Origin of the sequence: Candidatus Viadribacter manganicus, assembly GCF_001679665.1 — a bacterium.
In the GTDB taxonomy this organism is placed as follows: domain Bacteria; phylum Pseudomonadota; class Alphaproteobacteria; order Caulobacterales; family Aquidulcibacteraceae; genus Vitreimonas; species Vitreimonas manganica.
In genome coordinates this window covers 1,524,045-1,547,879 of record NZ_CP013244.1, presented here as the reverse complement: position 1 = coordinate 1,547,879, position 23,835 = coordinate 1,524,045, and the positions used below count along the sequence as shown (strand labels likewise).

At 60.3% G+C, this 23,835-nt stretch carries 19 protein-coding genes; 12 read left to right on the top strand and 7 right to left on the bottom strand.

Features of this window, described 5'->3' with window-relative positions; translation table 11 throughout:
- Window positions 1-95: 95 nt before the first annotated feature.
- Window positions 96-1,202, bottom strand: a complete 1,107-nt coding sequence (locus ATE48_RS08115) for a tetratricopeptide repeat protein (RefSeq protein WP_066769946.1) — start codon at window positions 1,200-1,202, stop codon at window positions 96-98.
- Window positions 1,203-1,347: 145 nt separating this feature from the next.
- On the opposite strand from ATE48_RS08115, the gene ATE48_RS08110 reads away from it, so the two are divergent.
- Window positions 1,348-2,694 (top strand): winged helix-turn-helix domain-containing protein, encoded by a 1,347-nt coding sequence (locus ATE48_RS08110; RefSeq protein WP_066769943.1) that lies wholly within the window; start codon window positions 1,348-1,350, stop codon window positions 2,692-2,694.
- A gap of 108 nt (window positions 2,695-2,802) precedes the next feature.
- Here ATE48_RS08110 and ATE48_RS08105 read toward each other — a convergent pair whose 3' ends face one another.
- The gene (locus ATE48_RS08105) at window positions 2,803-3,399 is read right to left on the bottom strand and encodes a histidine phosphatase family protein (RefSeq protein WP_066774723.1); all 597 of its coding nucleotides are present in this window, start codon (window positions 3,397-3,399) and stop codon (window positions 2,803-2,805) included.
- 517 nt (window positions 3,400-3,916) lie between these two features.
- On the opposite strand from ATE48_RS08105, the gene ATE48_RS08100 reads away from it, so the two are divergent.
- Window positions 3,917-4,513, top strand: coding sequence for a winged helix-turn-helix domain-containing protein (locus ATE48_RS08100; RefSeq protein WP_066769942.1), 597 nt, complete (start codon window positions 3,917-3,919; stop codon window positions 4,511-4,513).
- Window positions 4,514-4,593: 80 nt separating this feature from the next.
- Here the strand turns inward: ATE48_RS08100 and ATE48_RS08095 are convergent, their stop codons facing one another.
- Window positions 4,594-5,721, bottom strand: coding sequence for an MBL fold metallo-hydrolase (locus tag ATE48_RS08095; protein ID WP_083197230.1), 1,128 nt, complete (start codon window positions 5,719-5,721; stop codon window positions 4,594-4,596).
- Between the two features lie 29 nt (window positions 5,722-5,750).
- Window positions 5,751-6,554 (bottom strand): AraC family transcriptional regulator, encoded by an 804-nt coding sequence (locus ATE48_RS19385; protein WP_083197229.1) that lies wholly within the window; start codon window positions 6,552-6,554, stop codon window positions 5,751-5,753.
- A gap of 286 nt (window positions 6,555-6,840) precedes the next feature.
- On the opposite strand from ATE48_RS19385, the gene ATE48_RS08085 reads away from it, so the two are divergent.
- From ATE48_RS08085 to ATE48_RS08065, 5 genes are all read left to right on the top strand, one after another.
- Window positions 6,841-9,870: a TonB-dependent receptor plug domain-containing protein gene (locus ATE48_RS08085; protein ID WP_066769936.1), complete on the top strand. Its 3,030-nt coding sequence runs from the start codon at window positions 6,841-6,843 to the stop codon at window positions 9,868-9,870.
- Window positions 9,871-10,103: 233 nt separating this feature from the next.
- On the top strand, window positions 10,104-11,666 hold the full coding sequence (locus ATE48_RS08080; protein WP_228126862.1) for a CRTAC1 family protein: 1,563 nt from the start codon (window positions 10,104-10,106) through the stop codon (window positions 11,664-11,666).
- 68 nt (window positions 11,667-11,734) lie between these two features.
- Entirely contained in the window at window positions 11,735-13,552 is a 1,818-nt protein-coding gene (locus tag ATE48_RS08075) for a DUF885 domain-containing protein (protein ID WP_228126861.1), read from the top strand.
- Between the two features lie 56 nt (window positions 13,553-13,608).
- Entirely contained in the window at window positions 13,609-14,658 is a 1,050-nt protein-coding gene (locus ATE48_RS08070) for an acyltransferase family protein (protein WP_066769927.1), read from the top strand.
- Window positions 14,655-15,134 carry a hypothetical protein gene (locus tag ATE48_RS08065; protein WP_066769926.1) on the top strand — a complete coding sequence of 160 codons (480 nt, stop codon included), beginning with the start codon at window positions 14,655-14,657 and terminating at the stop codon, window positions 15,132-15,134. Before ATE48_RS08070 ends, ATE48_RS08065 begins: the two co-directional genes overlap by 4 nt.
- 274 nt (window positions 15,135-15,408) lie before the next feature.
- On the opposite strand, the gene ATE48_RS08060 is transcribed toward ATE48_RS08065, so the two are convergent.
- Window positions 15,409-15,738: a glycine zipper family protein gene (locus ATE48_RS08060; RefSeq protein ID WP_066769925.1), complete on the bottom strand. Its 330-nt coding sequence runs from the start codon at window positions 15,736-15,738 to the stop codon at window positions 15,409-15,411.
- Window positions 15,739-16,094: 356 nt separating this feature from the next.
- On the opposite strand from ATE48_RS08060, the gene ATE48_RS08055 reads away from it, so the two are divergent.
- From ATE48_RS08055 to ATE48_RS08045, 3 genes are all read left to right on the top strand, one after another.
- The gene (locus ATE48_RS08055) at window positions 16,095-16,688 is read left to right on the top strand and encodes a M23 family metallopeptidase (RefSeq protein ID WP_066769923.1); all 594 of its coding nucleotides are present in this window, start codon (window positions 16,095-16,097) and stop codon (window positions 16,686-16,688) included.
- 482 nt (window positions 16,689-17,170) lie between these two features.
- Window positions 17,171-18,679 carry a S41 family peptidase gene (locus ATE48_RS08050; protein ID WP_228126860.1) on the top strand — a complete coding sequence of 503 codons (1,509 nt, stop codon included), beginning with the start codon at window positions 17,171-17,173 and terminating at the stop codon, window positions 18,677-18,679.
- A 266-nt stretch (window positions 18,680-18,945) separates the two neighbouring features.
- Entirely contained in the window at window positions 18,946-19,662 is a 717-nt protein-coding gene (locus ATE48_RS08045; RefSeq protein ID WP_156767675.1) for a hypothetical protein, read from the top strand.
- A gap of 215 nt (window positions 19,663-19,877) precedes the next feature.
- Here the strand turns inward: ATE48_RS08045 and ATE48_RS08040 are convergent, their stop codons facing one another.
- Complete coding sequence (locus tag ATE48_RS08040) at window positions 19,878-20,327, bottom strand: hypothetical protein (RefSeq protein WP_066769912.1); 450 nt, start codon at window positions 20,325-20,327, stop codon at window positions 19,878-19,880.
- A gap of 242 nt (window positions 20,328-20,569) precedes the next feature.
- Here ATE48_RS08040 and ATE48_RS08035 point away from each other — a divergent pair, with 242 nt between their 5' ends.
- Window positions 20,570-21,391 (top strand): CPBP family intramembrane glutamic endopeptidase, encoded by an 822-nt coding sequence (locus ATE48_RS08035; RefSeq protein WP_066769910.1) that lies wholly within the window; start codon window positions 20,570-20,572, stop codon window positions 21,389-21,391.
- Window positions 21,392-21,452: 61 nt separating this feature from the next.
- Here the strand turns inward: ATE48_RS08035 and ATE48_RS08030 are convergent, their stop codons facing one another.
- On the bottom strand, window positions 21,453-22,640 hold the full coding sequence (locus tag ATE48_RS08030) for an acyl-CoA dehydrogenase family protein (RefSeq protein WP_066774720.1): 1,188 nt from the start codon (window positions 22,638-22,640) through the stop codon (window positions 21,453-21,455).
- Between the two features lie 197 nt (window positions 22,641-22,837).
- On the opposite strand from ATE48_RS08030, the gene ATE48_RS08025 reads away from it, so the two are divergent.
- Window positions 22,838-23,656, top strand: coding sequence for a hypothetical protein (locus ATE48_RS08025; RefSeq protein WP_228126859.1), 819 nt, complete (start codon window positions 22,838-22,840; stop codon window positions 23,654-23,656).
- Window positions 23,657-23,835 lie beyond the last annotated feature (179 nt).

Sequence of the window (23,835 nt, the reverse complement as noted above, 5' to 3'; positions counted from 1 at the left end):
CCCGGCGTGACTATGTCGCCTCGCCTTCAGCGATCTAGCTGCGGCGGACGGCCACTCTGTCAACGCCGCGCGACTACCGCGCATCGGCAGAACCCCTAGTTGGGAGGGAGAGCGGCAAGCGCGCGGGTGGCGCGGGCGTGACCGGGCTCGATTTGAAGAGCGCGATTGAACTCGCGTCGCGCCTCGGCCGTGCGGCCGACGGTGGCATAGGCCCGCCCAAGGCCAAAGGCGGAGTCCGCAGCATCCGGGTTGTCGGCAGCGTTGCGCTCCAGCAGCGCGATAGCTTGGTCGAGCTGCCCCATTTTCAGAATCTGAAAGCCGATGATTTCTGCGGCCTCGCGCGTGTCAATGTCCGGATGGGTGCGACGGAAGTTGTGATAGGTCCACAAGACCGCCGGCGCATCTACGCGCTGATTGAACATCTGCTCCATGAATGCCTGCAGCGGCGTGCGCTCAAACCGAGGCGGCGAGAACCACTGGACCGGTAGGTCTTGATTGGCCTCGATTGAGCCCCATTGCATGGCGTTAAGTTCGCGGCCAGTCGCGATTTCAACCTCGGAACTGCGGAACGGGAAGAGCACGCCCGCGACAGGGCGGAAATCGCTGAAACGCGTTTCGGAGGCGACCCGCGTTCCGAACGCGTGGATGGACGCCGTGTGGCGCGATGCGATGATCATATAGGTGCGGCGGTCTATGAAGAAGTCCGTTTCGTAGCCGTCCATCATGGTGAGGCGCACTTGGTACGCCCGGCGATTGCCAATGGTTTCTTCGCCGATCAATTCCACGTGGCTGCCCTTTGCGGCGTAGTCGAGAAACGGGCCTTCCACATCGGCGTAGTGGCGCGCAGCTTCAGAGGCGTCGCCGGTCGTGCGCAAGACGATGCCTGGATCGCGGTACCACTCCCAAGCGGCGCCGTCATAGCCTTCCATGAAGTCTGGGTTGCGGTCCGGGCGGCCGACAAGTTTCAGGTACGGGCGCATCAGCATCATGACGGCGTCGCCGGACCCGGTGTAGCCGGGTTCGCTGTAAGAGCCGTTATCGAAGACCAATGAGTTGAGGGCGCGGATTGCCGCCTCGCCTCCGCGTGCTTCGATGTGGCGGGCAATGATTGTGTTGACATCGGCTCGGCGCGATTGCGCGCTCGCGCCTGGAGCAGCGGCCAGCAAGAATGTCGCCAGCGTCATAAGAATTGTGCGCAGCATTCGAGGAGTCCCCAAAACGATGCGACGAAGCCTGCTGGGAGCTCGTTGTCGAGGCAAGTGCAGGTGGATAAGGATCAGATAAGAACAGTATTTGTTCGGGCCTGTGGCAGAAGCTAGTGGGCTGAATTGTCGAGGAATGTCTCCGATGGCAAAAGTGTCGCCGTCCGCGCTGCCTGCGGGGCCATTTTCGATCGATCTTGATCGCATGCGCGTCACGCGCGGGAATGCGACGATCGCGCTGAGCGGACAACCGCTACAGATTCTCGTGGCGCTGGTGAAAGCGGGCGGGCGTGTAGTGACGCGGGAGGAACTGATGCTCCTGCTTTGGCCTGAAGCGAGCCGGATCGATACAGGACGTAGGCTGAACACCGCCGTGCGCGCCCTGCGCGAAGCGCTCGGCGATGGGGCTGACACGCCGGTGTTCGTCGAGACGGTACGCGGGCGGGGCTATCGGTGGATTGACAATAATGCCCCATTGAAGGTGAGGACGTGGCCGGCGGCGCGGCCATTCGCGGCGGCGGTTCTGGCGATGGCCGCGAGTGTTCTTATCGGCTCGACTCAATTTGCTGCTACACCTGCCAGTGCGGTGGACCGGGAGCGCCTGGTGGATATCGCGGCGCTGGCTAATGACCAGCCGGACGTGGCAATCGTCGCGCTCGACCGCTTGCTCCAAGCGAACCCGAGTTATGAAGCGGCGCAAGTGCTGCGCGCTGAACTGGCGCTGAAGGCGTGGCGCGATCAACCAAGCCAAGCGCGGCTTCAGGCGGCGCGCGCGGCTGTCCGAGACGCGCATAGCGCCTTTCGCCAGAACGCCGAGCTCGCAGTGATCGAGGCCGAGTTGGCTTGGGCCGGCGGTTGGGATTGGCGCGGCGCCGAGCGCATGTACCGGCGCGCGCTGGCAGCGTCGCCGAGTCATGTTGGCGCTCGAGCAGGACTTTCGTGGCTGCTGTTGAACGCTGGCCGCGAGGAAGAGGCATTCGCCGAAATCGTCCCTCTTCTGACCCGCGCCGAACTTGAGCCGTCCCAGCGCGCGCAATTGGGATGGTTCCTCCTGCGCCTGCAACGCAACGACTTGGCTGCACGCATGTGCGCAGGCGATAGTCGACACCTTAACATGCTATCTTGCCGTCACACGGCAATGGCGCGTCTGGGCGACGAAGAGGGCGCGCGCGCTGCGGCGGCGGTGCTGATGCAGCAGCTCGACGCTAGCCCGCGTGACTTGGCCGCGGTGCGGACGGCAGAAGCGCGCATTGGCTACTCGCGCTTCCTCGTGTGGTGCACGGAACATTTTCCCGTTGATGACACCCAGCATTTCCAACGCGCGCAAATCGCCGCCGCCGCCGGCCGCTTGGACGAAGCGATGGCCCAGCTCGACAGCGCTTTTGCGGCGCGCGATCCGGCGCTCGTGAAGCTGCGCACGACATACGAATTTGCGATGCTTCGTCATTTGCCACGCTTTGCCAGAATGCTCCATGAGATTGGGCCGGCTTGATATTAGACCCCAGGGCGCGTGGCGCATGACCAGTGGCAGGAATCGAGCGTTGAGCCCCTTGTGAAATTTTGCCAGCGGCTGGCGCTGGCTCACTATTGCCGTTCGATCTCAAGCGGATTGAACGAACTCTGAGTGGCCATTCTTCAATTGGTAAAACCCGTCCTGTGGCACAGGTAGCAGCAGCATGTCCTGCTTTGATAGTTGCTCGTAAGCACCGCGAATTAGCCTGCTGGCTAGTCCATGTGTGATTACGATGGCAGGAGTGCATGCTTCCCGCAGCCAGTCGGTAGTGCGCGCGTAAGCGTCTTCGAAGCTTTCTCCATCAGGCGAGCGAAAATACCAATCGTGAGGCTTGCTCCCGCTCAGCGCCCCCGGAAACTCCGCGTCGATTTCGTACATCGACATTCCGTCCCAACACCCGAGAGAAATTTCGGCCACGCGCTCTTCGATGTGGATGTCTAGTTTCACATATTGAGAAATGAGCGAGGCCGTCTCTCGTGTTCGGCCAAGCGGACTAACGTAAGCACGCAGTGGCGCCTCGCTGGCAACCATCGTGGCGAGCGTTCTTGCCGCCGATCGCGCTTGCTCGCGACCACGGGGTGTCAGCGGCGAATCTTTGGACCCCTGGAAACGACCCGCTCTGTTCCATTCGGTTTCTCCATGACGAACCAAAAACAGTGCGGGCTCATTTCCTGCCGGGCTCATGGGCGCCATATCTTTTCATCTCCGGACGGCGTCAATCGCTGTATTTTTCGAGCGCGCTGTTGTCCGAAGTTCATTATGGCGTTCTGGCGATAGGGAGCCGTCCATGCGAGCAGGGCGCAGCCGGCACGAATTGAGCGAGTAGGCCGGTCGCGGAAATCGTCGCAACCTCCTACGCTGGCCCATTCGGGCCGGACCTTGTTGCCTTGAAATGTCTGTTTGGCATCCAAACTCGTGCGCAGCTCGTTGATCTTCGCATTTCGGTCGAGGGCAATTTAGGCGCCGGTCGAAATATCTATCGCTCGATCGCATTAGCAGAAAGTCGCTCATCTGTGATGCGCTTGCTGCGTCGTTGGCGCCGCCACTGCCTAGTCGACCCAAGTCGCTCCCTTTGATTTTACAAGCTTGCACCGCTTCGGGTTATCGGGCAACGCGAGACCTGGGGCGTTCCGATCGGTGTGGGGGCGCACTCGCGGCGAGCACGGGTCGCACTGGTTCGACGCTGTAAGCGGGAGGCAACATGGCGGGCAAGATGGCCACGGGAGGCAAATCGACGGCGGCCTACCAAGTCGTCAAACCCGCGCAGCTGAAGGCGGTAGTCTCGCCAGTTCGAGGCACGGTCTATTCGATGGTCGCGGCGTTTGGACCGCTTTCGGTGCGAGAGATCGCCGAACTTATCGGCGCCGCGCCATCATCGCTCTATTATCATATCGAGCGTCTTATCGAAGTAGGTCTGCTGGTTGAGGCGGGCGCGCGGCAGATCGCGAAGAAGCCCGAGCAGCTCTACGATGTTCCGTCCCGGCGGATGCGCATGACGGAGGCGATCAAAGATCCACGAAACGACCGGTACCTAAAGGCAATTGTTGGATCGATTTGCAAGCAGGCAAACCGTGACTACGCAAGGGCGCGAAGCGCGCCACATTGCCGTATCACCGGCGCAAGTAGAAATCTCCGATTCGCCAGACTGATTGGCCGTCCCGACTCCGCCACGCTTGCGAAGGTGAACGAGCACCTCGAGGCGATTGCCGAGTTGCTCGCTGAAAGCGCCGAAGGCGATGCTGGGGTCGTAAGCTTCAGTTGGGTCTTGGCGCCTCGCGGCGGCGGCCCAAAAAAATGATGCCGCGCCCGCGTCGATGTCAGTTGGGCCTACGCAATCAAATCCGCGGTTGACGACAATGGCCAGCGCAGCCCGTTAGTTTACTCCGCGCCTTGCACGATGGGTTGTCCGCGCGCTTCGCGTAGGGCGCTGGAGACAATCGGGTCTTTCCAGTAATTCCGGAACCAGCGGCGCAGCCAGCGATCTTCTCCGGCGAGTTCGTCGCGCGCGACATCGAGGTTTACTTGTGCGCTGGCGGCCTCGGCCGTCAGGTCGGTTGCCGCGAGTGGCGCAACTTGCGTGCGCACGTCGCTGAGCATCGCGATCAAATGATCTAGATAGACGCTATCGCGCATGGTCTGTCCGTGGCCAGGCGCCAGCACGGCATAGTTAAGCGCCTTGATTTGGTTCAGCACCCCGATCCACTCTGACGGGTATGAATTGAAGCCATAGGGAACTGGGGCAACCACCACATCGCCTGTGAACACAATGCGCTGGCGTGGCAGCCAGACGATTGCATCTCCTGACGTGTTGGCCCGGCCGAAGAACCGGACTTCGATAGGATGCACGCGGTCTGGCAGCGTTACACTGCCGTCAAAAATCTCCGTGGGCGCAACGCGCCGCGCCACCGCCATTTCGCGCCCGAATTGCTCGTACTCCCGCGCCGCTTGCGCAAAGCCCGCGCGGTCGGCTTCGTGTAGGTTCTGGTCCTGGGCGGCTTGTTGAAGAAAGTTCGCGCCGTCTTGGATGTCGGCCATGAACCCGGCGTTCGCCTGTGCATTGTCGCCGGGCATGAATCGGTCAGCGTCCGGACTTGCCAACATTTCGCGCGTCGGCGCTGTCGAGATCACGCGCGCCCGAGGCCACTCCTGCAACAGCCGAGACACTCCTAACGCGTGGTCTCCGTGCCAGTGCGTAAGAACGATTGCGGTCACGGGCTTGTCAGAGATCGATCGGATGAACGCGATCACTTGCTCAGCCCCCGCTGGCGACCCTCCGCTGTCCACAAGCACGATACCGTCGGACTGTTCAATGACGCCCACATTACCTCGGGGCTGAAGGTGGAATTGGGCGCCTTGATTGAGCGCGTGCACGCCCGGCGACAGGCGTTCCGCTTGGTAGCCGTACACAGAATCAGCTGGGGTAGGCAGCGGCCCAATTGTTGGCAGCCCCGTCTGGGCGCAAGCAGAGGCTAGAAGTAACGAGAGGGCGATGAGGAATAAGCGCATAAATTATATAAGTAGCAGAAAATTGAATATCAGCCATGTCGCTGGCCGCGTTTTTCGGTGCACTTGTCCGGACCGGGTTGCCGTGAGGGGGGGAGGGGCGCGGCGGAGCTGCGGACGCCCAATGAGTTTCTGTACTGGTTGGGGGAAAACCCTGTCGTCGCTTTGAAACGCCGGGCGAACGAACTTTGATCGCTGTAGCCGCACAATTGGGCCACTTCGGCAATCGGGAGCTCACCCTCCAGTAGGAGAAGAGCGGCCTCAAGCCGGATCTTGGTGAGATAGCGATGTGGTGTGCATCCAAATACCCCGGCGAAGTCTCGTTCAAGTTGAATGACGGAAACCCCCGCCTGGCGCGCCAGGTCAGCAACACCGATTTTCGCATCGAAATGCGCCGTTGCGTGTTGGATGGCGGTCATAACCCGAGCGTAGGAGCCGGTGCGCCTCCCAACATCAAGCAACCGACCGATGCAGGCCACGCCCCTAACATTGGTCGCAGCGTCGTCGATTGGGTATCGGCTGATGACCACCCAGACCGGACTACCTCGAGAGCGAACAGTAAGATCAAGAACGTCCCTCACTGGGCGGCCGGTTCTCAAGACAAGCCTGTCTAAGGCTTCGTATCGTTCTTGTGCTTCCTTGGTGAAAAAATCGCCGGACCGGCGTCCAATCAGAGATTGGCGTTGTGACGCGCAGCACAAGGACACCATGGCGTCATTGGCTGCGATGAAGCGCAGGGCTTCGTCTTTTACGGCAAATATCACGTTAGGAGCAGATTCGAACATCTGCTCAACGATCGAAACGCCAATCGCATTTGGGGAGGCGCACTCTGGCATCGGCACTCATTATAAAGTCAAAAAAAATGACGAAAATGAATAAACGACAAAGCGTCGCGTAAGTGAGGCGAGCGTGCGTGAAGGAGACGTTCGTGCGGATTTCATCGTCTGATGTGTAAATCCCGCACAAGACGGTGCGCTGTTTACCAATGCAGTATGCGCGTTGTGAGGGCGCGGAGCCCGTCATGCTAAACGAGACTCGCCCACGGATTCGAACCCCCTGGAGAGTTATCTCCGCGCCCTCGCGACAAAGGGGATTTTCTGGTTCGACAGGGGGAATAGAATAATGACAAAGAAAAACGAGCAGCGGTCAGCGCGCCGTAAGTCCTTGCTGACGGGGGCGTCTGTAATCGCGGCCGCTGCCGCCACTTTGGGCGGAGCGCCGGCATTTGCGCAGGACGTGCAAGAAGAGGAGGCGATTGTCGTCACCGGCTCGCGACTGGTGCGCCAGGATTTCGAAGCGATCAGCCCGATCACCACGGTTGGCTCTGATCAGCTTGAACTGACCGCAACGATGACGACCGACTCGCTGTTGAATGAGTTGCCGCAAGTTGTTCCCGGCAACACTCGCACCTCGAATAACGCGGGGGGCGAGGATTTCGCGACCGTCGATCTTCGTGGACTTAATTTCACCGGCAACACCACCCGGACGCTGGTGCTTGTAAATGGCGAACGTGTCCCTGCTTCATCGACGACGGGCGTGGTGGATCTGAACACGATCCCAGCGTCCCTGATTTCGCGGATCGAAGTTGTGACGGGCGGCGCGTCAGCCGTTTACGGCTCGGATGCGGTCGCTGGCGTTATCAATTTCGTCCTGAAGGACGATTATGAAGGCGGCGAGGTGAATGTCACTTACGGCGCCGAGATGGAAACCGGCAACGTTGCTGAGTTCGAAATCAATGGACTAGTTGGTGGCAACTTCGCCAACGGCCGGGGCAATCTCACCACCTATGCATCGTACTACAATCGCTCGGGTGTGTTCCAAAGCGAGTATGACTATTCGCGCGTTTCCGCCGCTGTTTGTTATGACGGAGCGGTGGAGCCGTCCTACTTCGTTTGCGATAGCGTGTCTGAGGCGATAGCCAATGGCTGGCTCGCATCACCCAATCTTCCAGGCGGATCGGGTACGCCGCCATGGGGCACGGTATCAAACAACCCGGGGAATGCTTTCGGCGCGGTTGGAGGCGGTTTGTCCGTATCGTTGCCTGGCCAATTTGCGGCGGCAAATACGGACTGCAACCCAGCAACCGCAGGTGTTGCGGTTAACTCAGGCAACCTGTCTTTCAATGATGCTGGACAGCTGACGCCTCTGTTTGGCGGGGGTTATTGCCGCATCCCAGAGCGATCCGCTGGCTCTTCTCGCTATAGCTTCGCGCCCGACAATTACCTGATACTTCCCGGCGAGCGCGTCGCTTTGACCACAAACGGACACTACGACATCACCGATGACATCACGCTATCGGTGCTGATGAACTACAGCAACGTGCGCACGACTAACCAGCTCGCGCCGACTCCGGCCACCGGGCTGACGATTACGCTGACGCCGAATATGCGGAATCTCATCCAGGCGAATGCACCCGACCTTTGGACGGCGTTGCAGACGCGCCCCAACCCCTATGCTCCATTCACCATGAGCCGGCGAACGAACGAACTTGGTGCTCGCGTCGGCTACAGTGAGAATAATGCCTTCTACTTTATGGCTGGCCTCGATGGGAGTTTGGGAGAGAACTGGGATTGGCGCCTGATGGCGTCCTACGGGCAAAGCCACTTCCTTCAGCGGTTGACCGGAAGCGCGAACAGGTCGGCGCTGCTTCAAGGGCTGGCTGGCTGTCAGTCTGCGGAGCCAGGTCCTGATGGCGTCCTGAACACGGCGGACGATACTGGCGGCGCCATTCCTGGTTTGCGCGCAGGTTGCGTACCGTTGGACATTTTCGGATCGAACACGCTCACCGCGCCGATGGTGAATTTCTTGAGCACCACGACGTTCTCGCAGACGATTGTGGAAGAAAACCGGATCGGCGGCTATTTGCGCGGTGATCTTTTCGAACTACCTGCTGGACCTGTGGCCGCCGTATTCGGTTTTGAATATCGTGATCAACAGCTGGAGTTCCACGTCGATAATGAGCAGAAGCAAGGCAACATCTTCGGCTTCAACGCGCTACAGGATCAGGAAGGCTCAATCGATGTGTACGAGCTCTACGCTGAGATTGCTGTTCCGCTGATCAGCGAGGCGCCGTTTGCTCACTATCTCGGACTTGAGGCAGGCTTCCGTCGTTCCAACTACTCAACGGTTGGGAATGTCGATACCTACAAGATCGGTGGCGAGTGGGCCCCGGTCGAGTGGCTCCGGTTCCGGGCCATGTTCAATGAAGCCACTCGGGCGCCGAACGTGTTCGAGTTGTTCCAAGCCGGCGATCAGGGCTTCCCGTCTTACGTTGATCCCTGCAACGGGGCAGCGCCAGTTGCGGCATGTGCTGGTGCGCCTGGCGCGGCGAATCTGCCGGCGGGCTTGTATCCGTTCAATCAGAACAACACTCAGGTTCAGGCGTTTGCGTTCGGGAATCCAAATCTCACCCCAGAGACTGCCGAAACGACAACGCTGGGCTTCGTGTTCCAGCCAGATTGGTTTCCGGTTGGCGATTTGCGTGCAACCGTCGATTGGTTTGACATCGACATCGCAGATGTTGTGGCGAACCGGGGCGCGAATTTCTGGCTGCTAGATTGCTACGCCAACGGGAACGTCCTAGGCGGCTGCGCGCGGATCACGCGCGATGGTACTGGCCAAGTCACTGCAGTCAACATTTCGCGCGCCAACTTTGCTTCGCTTTCAACCTCGGGCGTCGATGTGCAACTTGAGTGGTCGGTCCCGATTGGTCCAGGGCAGCTCACCATCAACGAACTCTATTCGACGTTGGACTCCTTCGACTTCTCAGGTCTCGAACTCGCGGGTTCCACATCGGCAGGCATCAACAGCGCCTTCCCGGACAACAAGTCGGTGTTGTCGGTCTCCTACAACGTCGGCGACTGGACGTTGTTTGGGCGCTGGACCTACACGCCGGGCATGGATTCATCTTTCCTCGGGCCGGTCGGCGGCTTCGGGTTCGATGTCGGGACAACACCGGAAGCGAGTTACTTTGATCTATCCGCGCGCTGGAACGTGACGGATAACTTCACGCTGACGGCTAACATTGACAACGTCGCCGACGAGTATCCTCCGCTGACGGCCGACGGAACCTTTGCGCAAGCGAACACGGACGTGCAGGTCTACCGGGTGCTTGGCCGTACCCTCGCTATTTCGGGCCGCTACCGGTTCTGAGCAGAGTATCCCTTCCGATTGAACTGGGGGCGGGCCGAGAGGTCCGCCCTTTTTTCAATGGAGAGCAGGCTTCGGGAGGCCGAGCAAGATCGTAATCACATAATTAAAGTTACGAGATAAAATTGAATATAAGGCGCCGTTCGCCGCGATTTGGCGCAGGGCCGTCGCCAATGGCTGGCCAATCAAGCGTCCTTAGTGTGGGCTCCATGAACCTTGGGGGAGGAGGGGGATCAATGAGCAGAGTGACTATTCTCGGCTTTGCCGCGATCTTGGCCGGCTGTGCAAGCGCCGGGGAATTGTCTCAGTCCTGCCCCGCGCCTCGTCTTGAAGCGACGCCTTTGATCATAGGCGACGGCTCTCGCGACCGGGGTTTTCCTGGCGGTATCAGCCTTGCCGACATCGATGATGATGGAGATCTCGATTTGATGGCAACCGGCGGCTACAGCCCCGCGCAAGGCCGGCCGAGCTATCGCGCGAACACACTCTACATCAACGACGGGTCCGGGAATTTTTCGCATTCGCCCGATCCGGAGTTCTTGGTGGCGGACAATCCAAACTCAGGGAGCACGTGGGCCGATATTGATGATGATGGCGATCTCGACGCGTTCATCGCCGTGCAGCACGGCCGGCCAGATGTTTTCTTGCGCAATCTTGGCGGCGGACATTTCGCGCGCGAGCAATTGGGTGATGCAACCGCCACCCGTGGCAGCAACTTCGCAGAGAGTTGGGCCGATATGGATGGGGACGGCGACATGGACCTCATGTCTGGCGCGCCGACCATGGAAACACCCGCGGGCCCGCTCCACGTGTTTAGAAATGATCGGGGGCAGTTCATTCGTGTAACGGGCGTGGCGATCGAGAATGGCCCCACCTCCAACGCCGCGACAATTCTATGGGCCGATTTCGACAATGACGGCGACCAGGACCTGTTCGCCACCAACAGCGACATACTAAGGAGCAATGGCATTGAGCCTGCTAGCGTAGAAACGCCGCGCTACTATCGCAACGACGGTGGCTGGGTATTTACGCAAACCGAAGGCCAGGGCTTTGATTCAAGGGAATTCGCTTCGACTGCGGCGGCGCGAGGCGATGTCGATAATGATGGCGATCTTGACCTCTTTATCGGGCATGTCGGCTATGGAAGCGCGAACGGGCGCGATCGAATATTTTTGAACGACGGGCGCGGCCGCTTCACGTTGGACGGGCGGTTCGAGGGCCACGTCCACCCAGACAAGGAAGCATCCACGGCATCGTTCGTTGATTTCGACCTTGATGGCGATCTCGACCTGGCGACTACGGCCTACAATGAAGGTATCCGCCTGTTCTCAAATGATGGATCAGGCGCGTTTGACCTCGTGCACAACGAGACCTTGCTGAACCGCGTCACGCATTATTGGGGCGCGGCGTCAGGCGACATCGATGGCGATGGAGACCCGGACCTCGTGCTCGGCAGTTGGGGTGAAACCGCTGCCGGTGACTACGTGACAATTCTCCGGAACGATAGTGATCTGTGCGGGCGATCACTTAGAATGGAGCTCCGAAGCCGCCACGGGGCCGTCGATCCGCTTGGCGCGCGCGTCACGCTCGTGACGCGCAGCGCGCGCGGCGAACGTATCCAGCTTCGCGAAGCCAGTGGGCAGTCGACGTTCCGCAGTCAGAGCGGCAGCAACTTTCTTTACGGTGTGCCGGAGGGAGAGCGTGTGCTTCGCGCCGAGATCCGCTGGCCTAACGGGCGCATTCAAATCGTCCGTCAGTTTCGGATGGATCAGACCAACACTTTCGAAGAACCGCGTTGAGGGAAGACCCAGTTGCCGACGGCAGGCGCCTAGAGCGGTGTGACAATAAGAAAGGTGTTGAAATGAAAATGAGTAGGCGCAGTGTTCTTGGCGCATCGGTGGCTGGCGCGATGCTGGCGGCCTGCACAAGCCGGGTCGCGGCGGATGATCGATTGGCGGAGGTGTTGGATCGCCTCGCGACGGAGTTCTTACGAGAATCTCCCGAGACCGCGACTAGCTTGTCCGTTCCGGTTGAGCAAGCCGGCGGCGCCTATATGAGCCGGTTGTCGGATCCGACTCGCGCTGGGCTAACGCGCGTTCGCGGCATCCTTGAGGCAGGACTACGCGACCTCGGCGCCATCGATAGAAATGTTCTCTCCGAGACGGATCAAGTGACGCTTGACGTCGTCACGACTTCGCTCTCGGATAACGCTGCGGACATATCGTTCGAGCCGAGCGCGCGATACCCATACGTCGTGAGCCAGCTCACCGGATCGTATGTCGGCATTCCGGATTTCTTGGCGAGCCAACATCCGATCACATCGCGAGAACAAGTTGAGGGCTATTTTTCGCGTATTTCTGCCTTTGCCGGTGTGCTCGATGAAGAGAGCAGGCTGATCGCGTCTGATGCAGGCGCTGGTCTTGTGCCTCCGGATTTCGCCATCGACCGCGCCCTGCAGCAACAAGAAACTTTCGCGCGAACGCCGGCGGCGCAAACGGCGATCGTTGCCTCGTTCGCCGATCGGCTTCCGAATGTGACGGATATCCCCGAAGCGGAGCGAGCGGCCTTGGTATCGCGAGCCGAGGCGCTCGTGCGCGATGAAGTCTTGCCCGCGTATGGCCGTCAGATGGATGCGTTGCGGGCGATACGGGCTCGGGCAACGCATGACGCGGGCGTTTGGCGCTTGCCGCGTGGCGATGAACTCTACGCAACGGCCCTGCGTGTGCAGACAACCACGATGATGAGCCCCGACGAAATACATCAGCTGGGAGTTGATCTCATAGCTCAGCACACGAGCGAGATGGATGCGATACTTAGAGCACAGGGCTTGACGCGAGGAACGGTCGCGCAACGCCTGCAGGAGATTGGGCGGCGGCCGGATCAACTCTACCCGAACACCAATGCCGGCCGCGAGCAGTGCCTCGCTGATCTCAACGCGCTCGTTCGCGCGACCGCGGCTTTGATGCCTGAGTACTTCGGCAGGCAAGCGCGCGCGCAACTCGAGATCAGGCGGATTCCCGAATACACAGAAGCGGGTGCGCCGGGCGGATACTACAATGTTCCAGCTCTCGATGGTTCGCGACCCGGCGTTTACTACATCAACCTGCGCGACATGCGCGAGCTTGCAAAGTTCGGCCTGCCGACATTGACGTATCACGAAGGCATTCCGGGCCACCATTGGCAGTTCGCGCTCCAACAGGAAGCGGAAGGCATTCCGTTTATCCGCAGCGCGCTGATGTTCTTCGCCGCGTATTCGGAAGGGTGGGCGCTCTACACCGAGCAATTGATGGACGAAGTCGGCGTTTATGCCGACAATCCCATCAATCGTCTCGGATACCTTCAGTCCGCAACATTCCGCGCATCGCGCCTAGTTGTGGACACAGGCATTCACGCCAAACGCTGGACCCGTGAGCAAGCCATTCAGTCGATGGTGGAGGCAACTGGCGATGCATTGGGGCCGATCACGACAGAGATAGAGCGATACTGCGTTTGGCCAGGGCAGGCGTGCTCTTACATGGTCGGCAAGCAAGCGATTTTACGAGCGCGTGCCGCGGCGCAAACCGCGCTGGGGAATCGTTTCGATCTGAAAGGGTTCCACGACACCGTGGTTGGCAACGGGGCCACACCGTTGTCGGTCACGGAGAGTTTGGTTCAGCGTTGGACCGATTCAGTTTCACGCAGCTAACGCCGCGCGAGCAAGTAGGCCCGCGTCCAACTCATCATGGAGACAAAGAAATGGGGATGGTGCGGGTCCTGCTCGCTGTCGCGGTGTTGCTTTCGCACCTGTCAATGGCGAACTACAAGGTTCTGAGCGGCGGACTCGCCGTGCAAAGCTTTTTCATTATCTCCGGCTTCTACATGGCGCTGGTGTTGGATGAGAAATACCGTGACGTAGGGCTGTTTTATTCAAATCGGCTACTGCGCCTTTTCCCCACGTACCTAGCTATGCTCGCGCTTGGAATTGTGGCGATCTTCATCGGCGCTAACCCGATGACGTCGCCAGAACTCGTGGAGAGGATCGCACAAAATTCGATGTCGGCCGTGGTGCTTGGCGTCGAGAATTTTGTGATGGTAGGGCAGGATCTGCTGTTTTGGTTCACGATCGACGCAAATGGCGCGTTGATTTTCGACCCCTACGCCGAACTGGATGAAAACACCGTGATTGGCTGGCAGGGCCTCGCGGTGCCGCAAGCATGGAGCTTGTCCACGGAATTGATGTTCTACGCGGTTGCGCCGTTCCTGGCGCGGCTGAATTGGCGATGGATCGTTGCACTCGCAGCATGCAGCATCGCGCTTCGGCTGGCGGGGCATCTCTTGGACGTGGACTATATGCTTTGGCAGGGGCGTTTCTTCCCGACGATGCTGTTCATGTTCTTGCTGGGGATGCTCGCCTATCGTGCGCTGCCGTTGGCGGCGAGATTGCCGAAAGTGATTGGTTGGCTCGCGCTCGGCGTTCTGATCACGTATTGCGCGGTCTATACATTCTTGCCGATGGAGCCGCTGATCTCGCGTTGGGTTACTTATGCGGTGGTGGCGTTGACCATCCCGTGGATCTTCAACGCGTTCAAAGACAACGCCCTCGATCGATGGATCGGCGACCTAAGCTATCCTGTGTATCTCAGCCAGCTTCTCGTTGTGGGGGCAGTGCTCATCTACGAACCGCCGTTTCCGGTGTTGACAGCGTTTGCCGCAACCTTCGCGATTTCGATCCTGGTTCTCGTTTTCATCGAGCACCCCGTGGATCGTTGGCGGCAGGCGCGTCTGAGTCGTTCTACTAGAGATCATGCATGAGCACTTTGCTGCCGACTTCTTGGATTCCACGCCCATCCGGCGTGCTTCCGTCAGACCCAACGCGTTACGGCGGCCCGGCCGTCGCGTACTGGATCACGACGATGTTTCTCGTCGTGATCACGGCACGAAGTCTCATTCATCTGTTCTCGCCCGACGGCGGGGCCCATAGCATCGCAACGATCGACACGAGTGTTGCTGGCGGCGACAACATCGTCGCCATCTTCGGCCAATGGGGAGCGAGCCAATTGCTGCTTGTGGGGGCGCTCTGGGTTTTGCTTCTTCGGTACCGCGGGCTCGTACCGTTCATCCTGTGTGTGCTGCTGCTGGAACCATTTCTGCGCGCCATCTCAGGCCATCTCAAACCCATCGTGACGCTGGGTACCGCGCCGGGAGCAGCGCTCAACTGGTTCGTCGTTCCTGTCGTGGCCGCAACACTCTATCTGGCGCTTTGCACTACAGAGAAGCGACGGTCTTAAATTCCTCAATGGGCCTTGTTGCGGCTTAGCGATGTCTGGTTTCGGCGAGATTACGCTATAGCGGTTTGCGCCAGATAGGCCGGTCAATCGTCGCCGTGACGCATCTGTCCGATGCAGAGGTTCAGTCCGCGTTCAGCGACCAATCTGTCTTCAGGGGGAAGCATTACGGGAACTCTGCTCTTTAGGCGCAACGTCGCGTCCTTCGCAAGCGTCGCGCCCCGTCGATGCGATCGAAGCGCCGCGCGAGATTCGACCGCGGCGCTTCGAGTTTGTCTTAACCGTTGTAAGGCTCGCCGTTCTCGTAGAAATAACGGCCCGATTGCTGGTCGCGGAAGTAGTAGCGGCCGCTTCGTTGGTCGTAGCTTTGGCGACGGTTGTTGACTGCGCCGCAGCGGCCTTCTTCACGGCATCCTAGATACCATCCGACGCCGCCGCCGGCGAGTGCACCGATAGCGGCGCTGCCCGCGTCCCCACCGATCAACGCGCCCGCGACACCGCCAACGGCCGCGCCGGTTGCCGCGTTGCGCTCGCTCGGTGACATGCCAGCGCAGGCCGTCATCGCGAGCGCTGAAATTGAAAGGAGGGCAGTTTGTAAGAAGCGCATCAAGTTCTCCTGTGTTAATCGTTTGCACAATGAACTCGAGCTGCCGGTAAGACGTTCCACCTTGACGGAGGAATGGCGGGTTTCGGCTGTGACCTTCACTCCAGTTGTCTCAAACAGACTAAAGTGTTGCGTCGACCAACTGAGGTCACAAGTAATTGGTGACGTTTGCGTCAGGCACGAAGTGCCGGCCTCACGTCACCGAAGGATCGACTGCAGCGGCGCACCTTGCTCGTCCGCGCTTTGCCCAAACCGCCTAGCCTCGCCTGGCCGACGAACCTCGCGGTTCGTCGCAACAACAAGCGTGCTGGACCGTCTGTGCTGGCGCAGGCGAGCGCTTTTGTGATTCGATTGAGTTCATGCGCTCTTTGATTGTCGCGACCATTTTGGCCATGTTGCCCGCGTCCGCTTGTGCTCAAACTCAAGTCTTGTCGGGCGAGACGCCGGCGCCGATTGAGACAGTGACGCTGCATCGGCTATTTAATGAGTATTATGCCTGTGGGGAACACGTTGAGGGCGAGCTTCAGTATATGGGCGATGCGCTGGGCGCCGATTGTTTCATTCAGGGTGGCCTCGATCCCAACACAGAAGGCGGATTTGTCCGCGCCTATCGCAATGACGGTTTGCGCAACGAAGACTGGTACGGCTGGGGCGCAGAGGTGCTCGCGCCGTTCGACGCGACGATTGTCCGCATAAATATCAACCCGGCTGTCAACGAACCGGGGCGTCTTGGCGCCCCACCAGCAAGCTTCATCGTGTTTGAGCGCGCTGACGGCATGCGCGTCTTGTTCGCGCATGTTCAGGATATTCTAATCGAACAAGGTGCGACCGTTGTGGCCGGCCAAGTTGTCGCGCACGTCGGCAACAACGGTTACGGACGCAGCCCGCATATACATGTTGGCGCCTGGAAAGATGAGACACCTTACCAAATCCGCTGGGATTTACGCAGCTAGCGCGCCGCGATGTTGCTTTAGCTGGCGCAAAACATGCGAGGCAGCGGGTTCGACACCTGAATGTCTCATTGGGCCAGCATCGGGCCGCTCGTAAGCTCAGATGGCCGACGCGCTCCAGTCCAGCCGCTCACACCGTGCCCGCGAACGTTGCGCCGACCGGTTGAGGTCACAAAACAACTTAGCCATAGTGACCTTATGTCCGATGGCGTGGACTGGCCCGGACTTGCCGGATTGATGATGGCCAGCGTTTCGGCCAAACGTAGCGGCCTTGGCGGCGCCTGCGAGTCTCGCGGTTGAGAAATATTGATGCTTCCGCGCGGCGCCCCCGCAGTGATGTCGAAATCGCGGTTAGCTCGGCGTCATAGGCGGAGGGAGGCCCGAAGCTGAAGCTCGCAATGCGCGATCGCCGGCGGTCCGAACGCCAGCCTTTTGGGTCCGGTTGCGCTGGGACGTGCAGCAACGATACGGTGGGAGAATTTTCGATGCGTAGAACCGTCATTGCGGCCGCGGCCGCCTTTGCCGCCTTGGCTGCGCCTGCCTTCGCGCAGGAGCAGGAGGGGCCGCGGCTACCGCAAAGGCCGGAAGCGTGGCGGGCGGCTGCGGAGACTGATCTTGAAGCGCTGCGCACGTACTTGCGCGAAGATACACCCGTCGCCATCGATACCGAAAATCCGCGCATGCAGCGCTGGTTTGCGCGCGGTTATCGCGAAGCGCGCCAGCGTGTGCGGCGCGTCACTGATCAGCCCAGCTATTTCTACGCGCTCGCGCCGTACGCCAACGGATTCCAGGATCCGCACCTCAGCCTTTCACCAGTCGTGCCGTTGAGCGTTGCGCGTTGGCCTGGCTTCATCGCCACCGCACGCGGTGACGATACCATAGTCGCCTACAGCGAAGGCGAGGGGGTTCCCGTCCAAGGAGCGCGCATTGTCAGCTGCGATGGCAAAACGCTGGCGCGTTTGCGCGAGCGCACTGTGTTTCCGTTCACAATGAACCCTCAGCTTGCCCGCGATCGCCGCGCTGCGCACACGCGGCTCTTCCTCGATCGCGGCAATCCATACGCGCCGGCGCCAAGCCGTTGCGTGTTCGAGCGAAACGGCGAACGCACGCGGTTCACGCTCAATTGGCGCGACGTTCCGGGCGATGATTATTGGGCACGCTACAACATCGCCACCAACGGCCCGGGCGCCGAATTCGGCGTCACCACGCCGGCGCAAGGCATTACCTGGATTGGCGTGCCGACATTTGACAACAGCGCGGGCGAACAACTCCGCGCGCTGGTCAACGAAATCACCGCCGACGCGGAGACTATTCGCGCCGGCCGCGCCGTTATCATCGACGTTCGCGGCAATGGCGGCGGCAACTCGGAATGGGGTGCTGAGATCGCGCGCGCCGTATGGGGCGCCGAGATCGTCAGCGCGATCCCGGAATCTAACCCCGGCGGCGCCACCGATTGGCGCGTGTCGCAGGGCAACCTTGATTACATCAACGGATTTGCACCTGAGTTGATCGCACAGTTCGGCGAGCAGTCGCAAATCGCGCTTTGGGCGCGTGCGGTGCAGGATGGCTTTGCGCAAACGTTGGCACGTGGCGAACCAATGTGGCGCCAGCGCGATTTAGCCGCTGACACGCCCGTGCCGCAGGGCGGCGGCTACACGCAGCGCCGCCCGCAAGGTCCATCGCCAATCCCCGCGCACGTCTACATTCTGTCGAACGGCACGTGCGCCAGCGCGTGCCTGGATTTTGCCGATGTCGTTCTTCACATCCCCGGCACGCAACTGATCGGCATGGATACGAGCGGCGACGGCTTGCTGATGGAGGTGCGCGATCAGGTGCTTCCCTCCGGACTTGCACGCATCGTGCTGCCGCTCAAAGTCTATCGGGGAAGGGCGCGTGGCGCGCTGGAAGCCTATCGCGCCGATGTCACATACGATGGCGTCTGGGATGATCTCGCCGTGCGCAATTGGGCCATCGGGGTCGCAGCCCGCCAATAGGCGTGCGCTCTCGGTAGCAATGTCGTGCTGTTCAGGGTTGTCGAAGGCGTCCCGCAATCCAAGGCGCTCGGTAGTCTTCTATCAGCGGATATTGTTGAAAAGCTCGCTCGCGGCTTCGCGTCTGATTTTTGTCGATTTGAAGTGCAAGGGAGCGACCCCATGAGAAGTTGGCGCGAACGCGGCTGCTGGCGCAGTCCCAGATAGGTAACCAGGCATCTATTTGCCCCTGTCGGCGCATCTTCGCCTAAAGCGGTGAGGATGAGCACGTGCGATTGATTGGATTGACCTTGGCGGTGGCGCTGGCGGGCTGTGCGCACGCCTTCCCCATGAATGGCGGCGACGCGGCCTTGATGCAAGATGTCACCGCGGGCCGCCAACAGGTCGAAGCGTTTTTCGGTCATCGCTTTGAGGTTCCGTTGAACGTGGTTGTCGCTCAGGACCGCGCGGCCTTTGACAGGGCATTGCCTGAGGCATGGGGGATTGCGCCGTCACAGTGTTGGATGGTCGGCGTCGGCGTTGCCGACAGTCTCTATTTGTTGTCCCCATCCGTTTGGTCCCATGATGCCTGTGACCATTCGGGTGATGCCGTGGAAGTACAGGGCGTCATCACGCACGAACTGACGCACGCGTTCCACGGCCAGCACAATTCAACGCGCGACTTCACCGGCATGGATGATGCTGGTTGGTTCGTGGAGGGACTGGCCGTCGTCGTGTCAGGTCAGCTCGACGCAGGCCACGCCGACGATGCGCGCTCGGCGATTGCTGCGGGAGCCGCGCCGACGACACTCGCTGACGCTTGGAGCGGACGTTATCGCTATGGCGTCTGCGGCTCCATGGTGCGTTTCATCGACGAGACATGGGGCCGAACCACACTCATCGCTCTTCTTCCAGCGACAAGTAACCAACAGATTCTCGCCCATTTGGGCGTGAGCGAAGACGAATTCTTGAGCCGCTGGCGCACCTGGGCCAGTGCACAGAACTAAGCGGTGACTATGCCAGGGTGTTTTTTGGCGATGTCTATCTTCGGCGATGTCGCGCACGTGATCAATGCCGCGTCTCGAACGCGGCAGTCATTCGGTGATGATCGCCCGTCGCGGCCCAGGAAAAGCCCGCCGTGCGAGCGGTTCTGGGGAATACTCAAGATGGAATCGATGGCCCACTCCGACAATCGACGCGTGTGGAGGGGTGATCGGGCCGCTTAGCCGATGCGAGCAAGCAGGGCAAAGTCCGCCTTCGTCTTGACTGCGGCGAGTTCAGCTTCGGTGAAAAGAGGTAAGGCATCTTCGAATTTATCGCCCACGACGAACTTGACACTGGCGCCTTCAGTGAGACGCCGCATTGTCACCCATTGCTCCGCGACGGAGCGCATTTCGGCGTTTTGGCAGATCCACGCTGAACGCCGAACAACGATCGAGGCGATGTCAGCGTAGATCGCGGCGGTACGTCGCCGCAGTTGTTCGAGATGATCTGCATGTAGCTCGCGGTTCACACTGGCAGCATCAAGCAGGTAGAAAGTGTCATAGCTGAGCCAGTCACTCCTCTGACTATAGAGCGCCACAAGCTGCTCGAGCTCATCCGTCGTGATCGCTGTTTCGAAGTGAACAATGCGCAGGCAGCGGTCGTCATTTAGATAGATGGAAATCGCCATCCGGAAGATATCTCACGGATTGAATCACACTTAAAGCGAGTTCAAGACTGCCCGCGGCTAACCGGGGAGGGGCCAAACGAAGGCGCTGTTCGGCGATGGCGTGCCGTTCACCCATCTAGGTGATGAGCGTCGCGATTGGATCGGGTTGGTCACTCGAACATAATTGTACGAGAGGCTGCGAGCGAGGTGTCGTACCAGCGTTATCAGTTGACTTTGCCGCCGCCGCCGCCATTTCTCCGCACGTGATTAATCCCTTCATCAATTCGCACCACCGCCTTCGCAGCGGCTGGTGGATCGTGATCTTCTTTGTCGTGCTCGCCGCGTTGCTCTTGCCATTGCTCTTGGTCTCGCGCAGCGAAGGTGCGTCCCCGCCGATTTGGCAGCAAGCGCTCGTCGTCATCATCGCATCGCTGATCTGCCAAGCGCTGCGCCGACGCCCACTCGCGGAGGTCATCGGCAAGCTCGACCTCACCTGGCTAAAGCGCGTCGTCTTGGGCGCGGGCCTAGGCGCGGTCCTAATGCTTGCGCCGGCGACGCTACTCTGGGCGACAGGCCAAGTGCACTTGTCCCTCAATCCCGGCGGGGCGAACCTGCTGTTACCTTCACTCGCACTCTTCGCTGCCGTTGCCGTTACCGAAGAAGTGCTCTTTCGGGGATTCATCTTTCAACGCTTGCTCGACGGTTTAGGCGAGTGGCCCGCGCAAGTCCTCATCGCCGCGCTTTTCCTGCTGACGCACGTCGACGCGATCCAGAACGCCGGTCTCATCGGCTATCTTGCCGGCGTCAACATCTTCGTCGCCTCGTTTATGTTCGGCTTAGCTTTCATCCGCACGAAAAGCCTGGCGATGCCAATCGGCATCCACCTTGCGGCGAACTTCGTGCAAGGAGGCGTACTTGGCTTTGGGGTCAGCGGTAGCGAAGAGCAGGGCCTCTTCGCCCCCGCGCTGAGCGGTTCCGACTGGCTCACCGGCGGCGCCTTCGGGCTGGAAGCGAGCGTTCCCGGCCTCATCAGCGTTATCACGTTGACGGCGGCGCTCTACATGTGGCGTCCGGCAACGAAGTGATTGTCGATAGCGTTGGAGAAACGACGTTTGTGAAGCGCGAGTTTCCGGCGAACCGGACATTTCAGAGCCCTAGCTGACGCGCGGCTAGATCGCGCATGATCTCTTCGCTGCCGCCACCAATCGCGTTGACCCGCACTTCGCGATAGATGCGCTCCACGCGGTTGCCGCGCATGTAGCCAACGCCACCCATGATCTGCGTTGCTTCACGCGCGCAAAAGTCGAGGGTTTGTGTCGCCTGTACCTTGAGTAGGCACAAATCCGCCACCGGCGTTTCACCCTGCATAACGCGCCAAGCGCAATGTTCAAGGTAAGCCGTTGTCGCATTCACGCGCTGGACCATCTCAGCGATCTTGTGGCGGATGACCTGGTGGTCGGCGAGCCGTTTGCCGAACGTGCGACGCTGCTGGGCCCAGCGGGCGGCATCTTCGATGCAAACGCGTGCGCTTGCCGTGGCGCCCGAGGCCATGCCCAGGCGCTCGCCGTTGAAGTTGCGCATAATGCCGGCGAAGCCTTGGCCTTCAGCGCCGATGAGCTGGTCGGCGCAAACAGCTACGTCGTCGAAATAGAGTGCCGCAGTATCGGAGGCCCACCAGCCTTGCTTCTTGAGCGAGGTTCGCGTGACCCCCTTGGCGTTGAGGTCGATCAACAGCAGCGAGATCCCCCCAGCGCCAGCGCCACCGGTTCGCACAGCCGTTGTCGCGTAATGCGAGGTCATGCCGCCGGTGATGAACATCTTCGAGCCATTGACGATGTAGTCGTCGCCTCGCCGTTCGGCGCGGGTGGTGATGTTGGCGACATCCGAACCCGCATCCGGCTCCGTGATCGCCAAACTGATCTGCATTTCTCCACGCAAGACCGGCGGCGCAATGCGCTGCTTCATATCATTGGTCCCGATCGCGAGGATCGGCGGCAGGCCGATGCCGTGCACCATGAGCGCGGCCGACACGCCGCCGGCGCCCATACGTGCAAGCTCCTCGCTTGTGACGATGCCGTGGAAGCGATCGAATCCCTCGCTCCAGCCCCCGTACTGTTCTGGATAGCCGGCGCCCAAAAGCCCGAACGCGCCCGCCTTGTGGAACACCTCGCGCGGCACGTAGCCTGCTTCGTCCCATTCCGTCACATGCGGGATCAGTTCGCGCTCGACAAACTTGCGTAGGCTGTCGCGCCAAGCGCGGTGCGTCTCGCTCATAAAAGGCGAGGGTGGTCGCAGCGCGTCGAAATCGAGAGCGCTGCTCTGGCGGTCTGGCATGGGCTTCCTCTGCGCGCGAGCCTGAATGCAGGCGCGAACGAGCGCAAGGTGGCGTCGGATGGCGACTGTCGGCGATGCCGTGCCGCACCGCAGCATAGTGCGGGCGTCTGCTTTTGACGGATCGAGCCGGTCGCGACCTTTACTTGGCGGCTCGAGTGAGTCCTAGTCTCGTCGTCGCATAAGCGGGGGGAGAGGCCATGACCCATAGCACCGCACGAGCCGAGCCAATGACATCCAACCCATCAGCGCCGACTGCGAGCGTAATCGACCGCTGGATTTTCGTGTTCATGGCGGTTTGGTTCATCGCGATCACATTGACGGGTTTCATTCCTGACTCGCTTTTGAAGATTGCAGCTGTCGAGGCAGGCCAGAGGCCTCCGTTCCCGATGGTGCTGCACGCTCATGCTGTGCTGATGGGCTCGTTCCTGCTCTTGCTTCTCGCGCAGACGCTTCTGGTGGCCACTGGGCGCCAAGCGATGCACGAGAGACTCGGGCCCATTGGCGCGGTTCTAGCCGCTGCGCTGGTGGTGGTGGGCATCGTGTTAGTGCCAACGATGTACCAAAGCGTATGGGGCGCGCTGCAGGCAGCGCCGCAAGAGGCGCAAGCGGGTATCCGGCAGGGCCTCCGCGAGTTCGACAACATCATGCTGCTGCAGATCCGGATTGGCTTTCTCTTCCCGGTGTTCATCTCGATCGCCCTGCTGGCGCGCCGTCGTGACTCGGGGCTGCACAAACGGATGATGTTCCTGGCCGTGGCCATGGCGCTACCGGCAGCGTTCGACAGAATGACTTGGTTGCCGACTTCCTTGCCCGATGGGCCCCTTACAACTGATCTTTATCCACTCGTGGCGCTTGCGCCGATGTTCATTTGGGATCTTGTGCGGATGCGCACGGTCCATAAGGCCTATCTGATTGGGCTCGCGATCGCTGTGCCGACATCGCTGGTTGTTCACGCTCTATGGGGCGCCGAGTGGTGGCACACGATGGCTCCCCGGCTTGTTGGCGTGGCGCCCTGAGGCGGGCCTTCAGTGCGGCCAGCGAATGGCTGAAATCGGCGGCAACGCGCCATAGCGTGTCGACTGTGATCAACGGCACGAATTGAGCGGCCAAGCCAGTGGCGAACTATTGGGTGCGCGTGCGGTGGCTCCATGTGAACCGCCGGGTTAGGCTCAGGCGGTGAGGGAGCCAAGTTTGC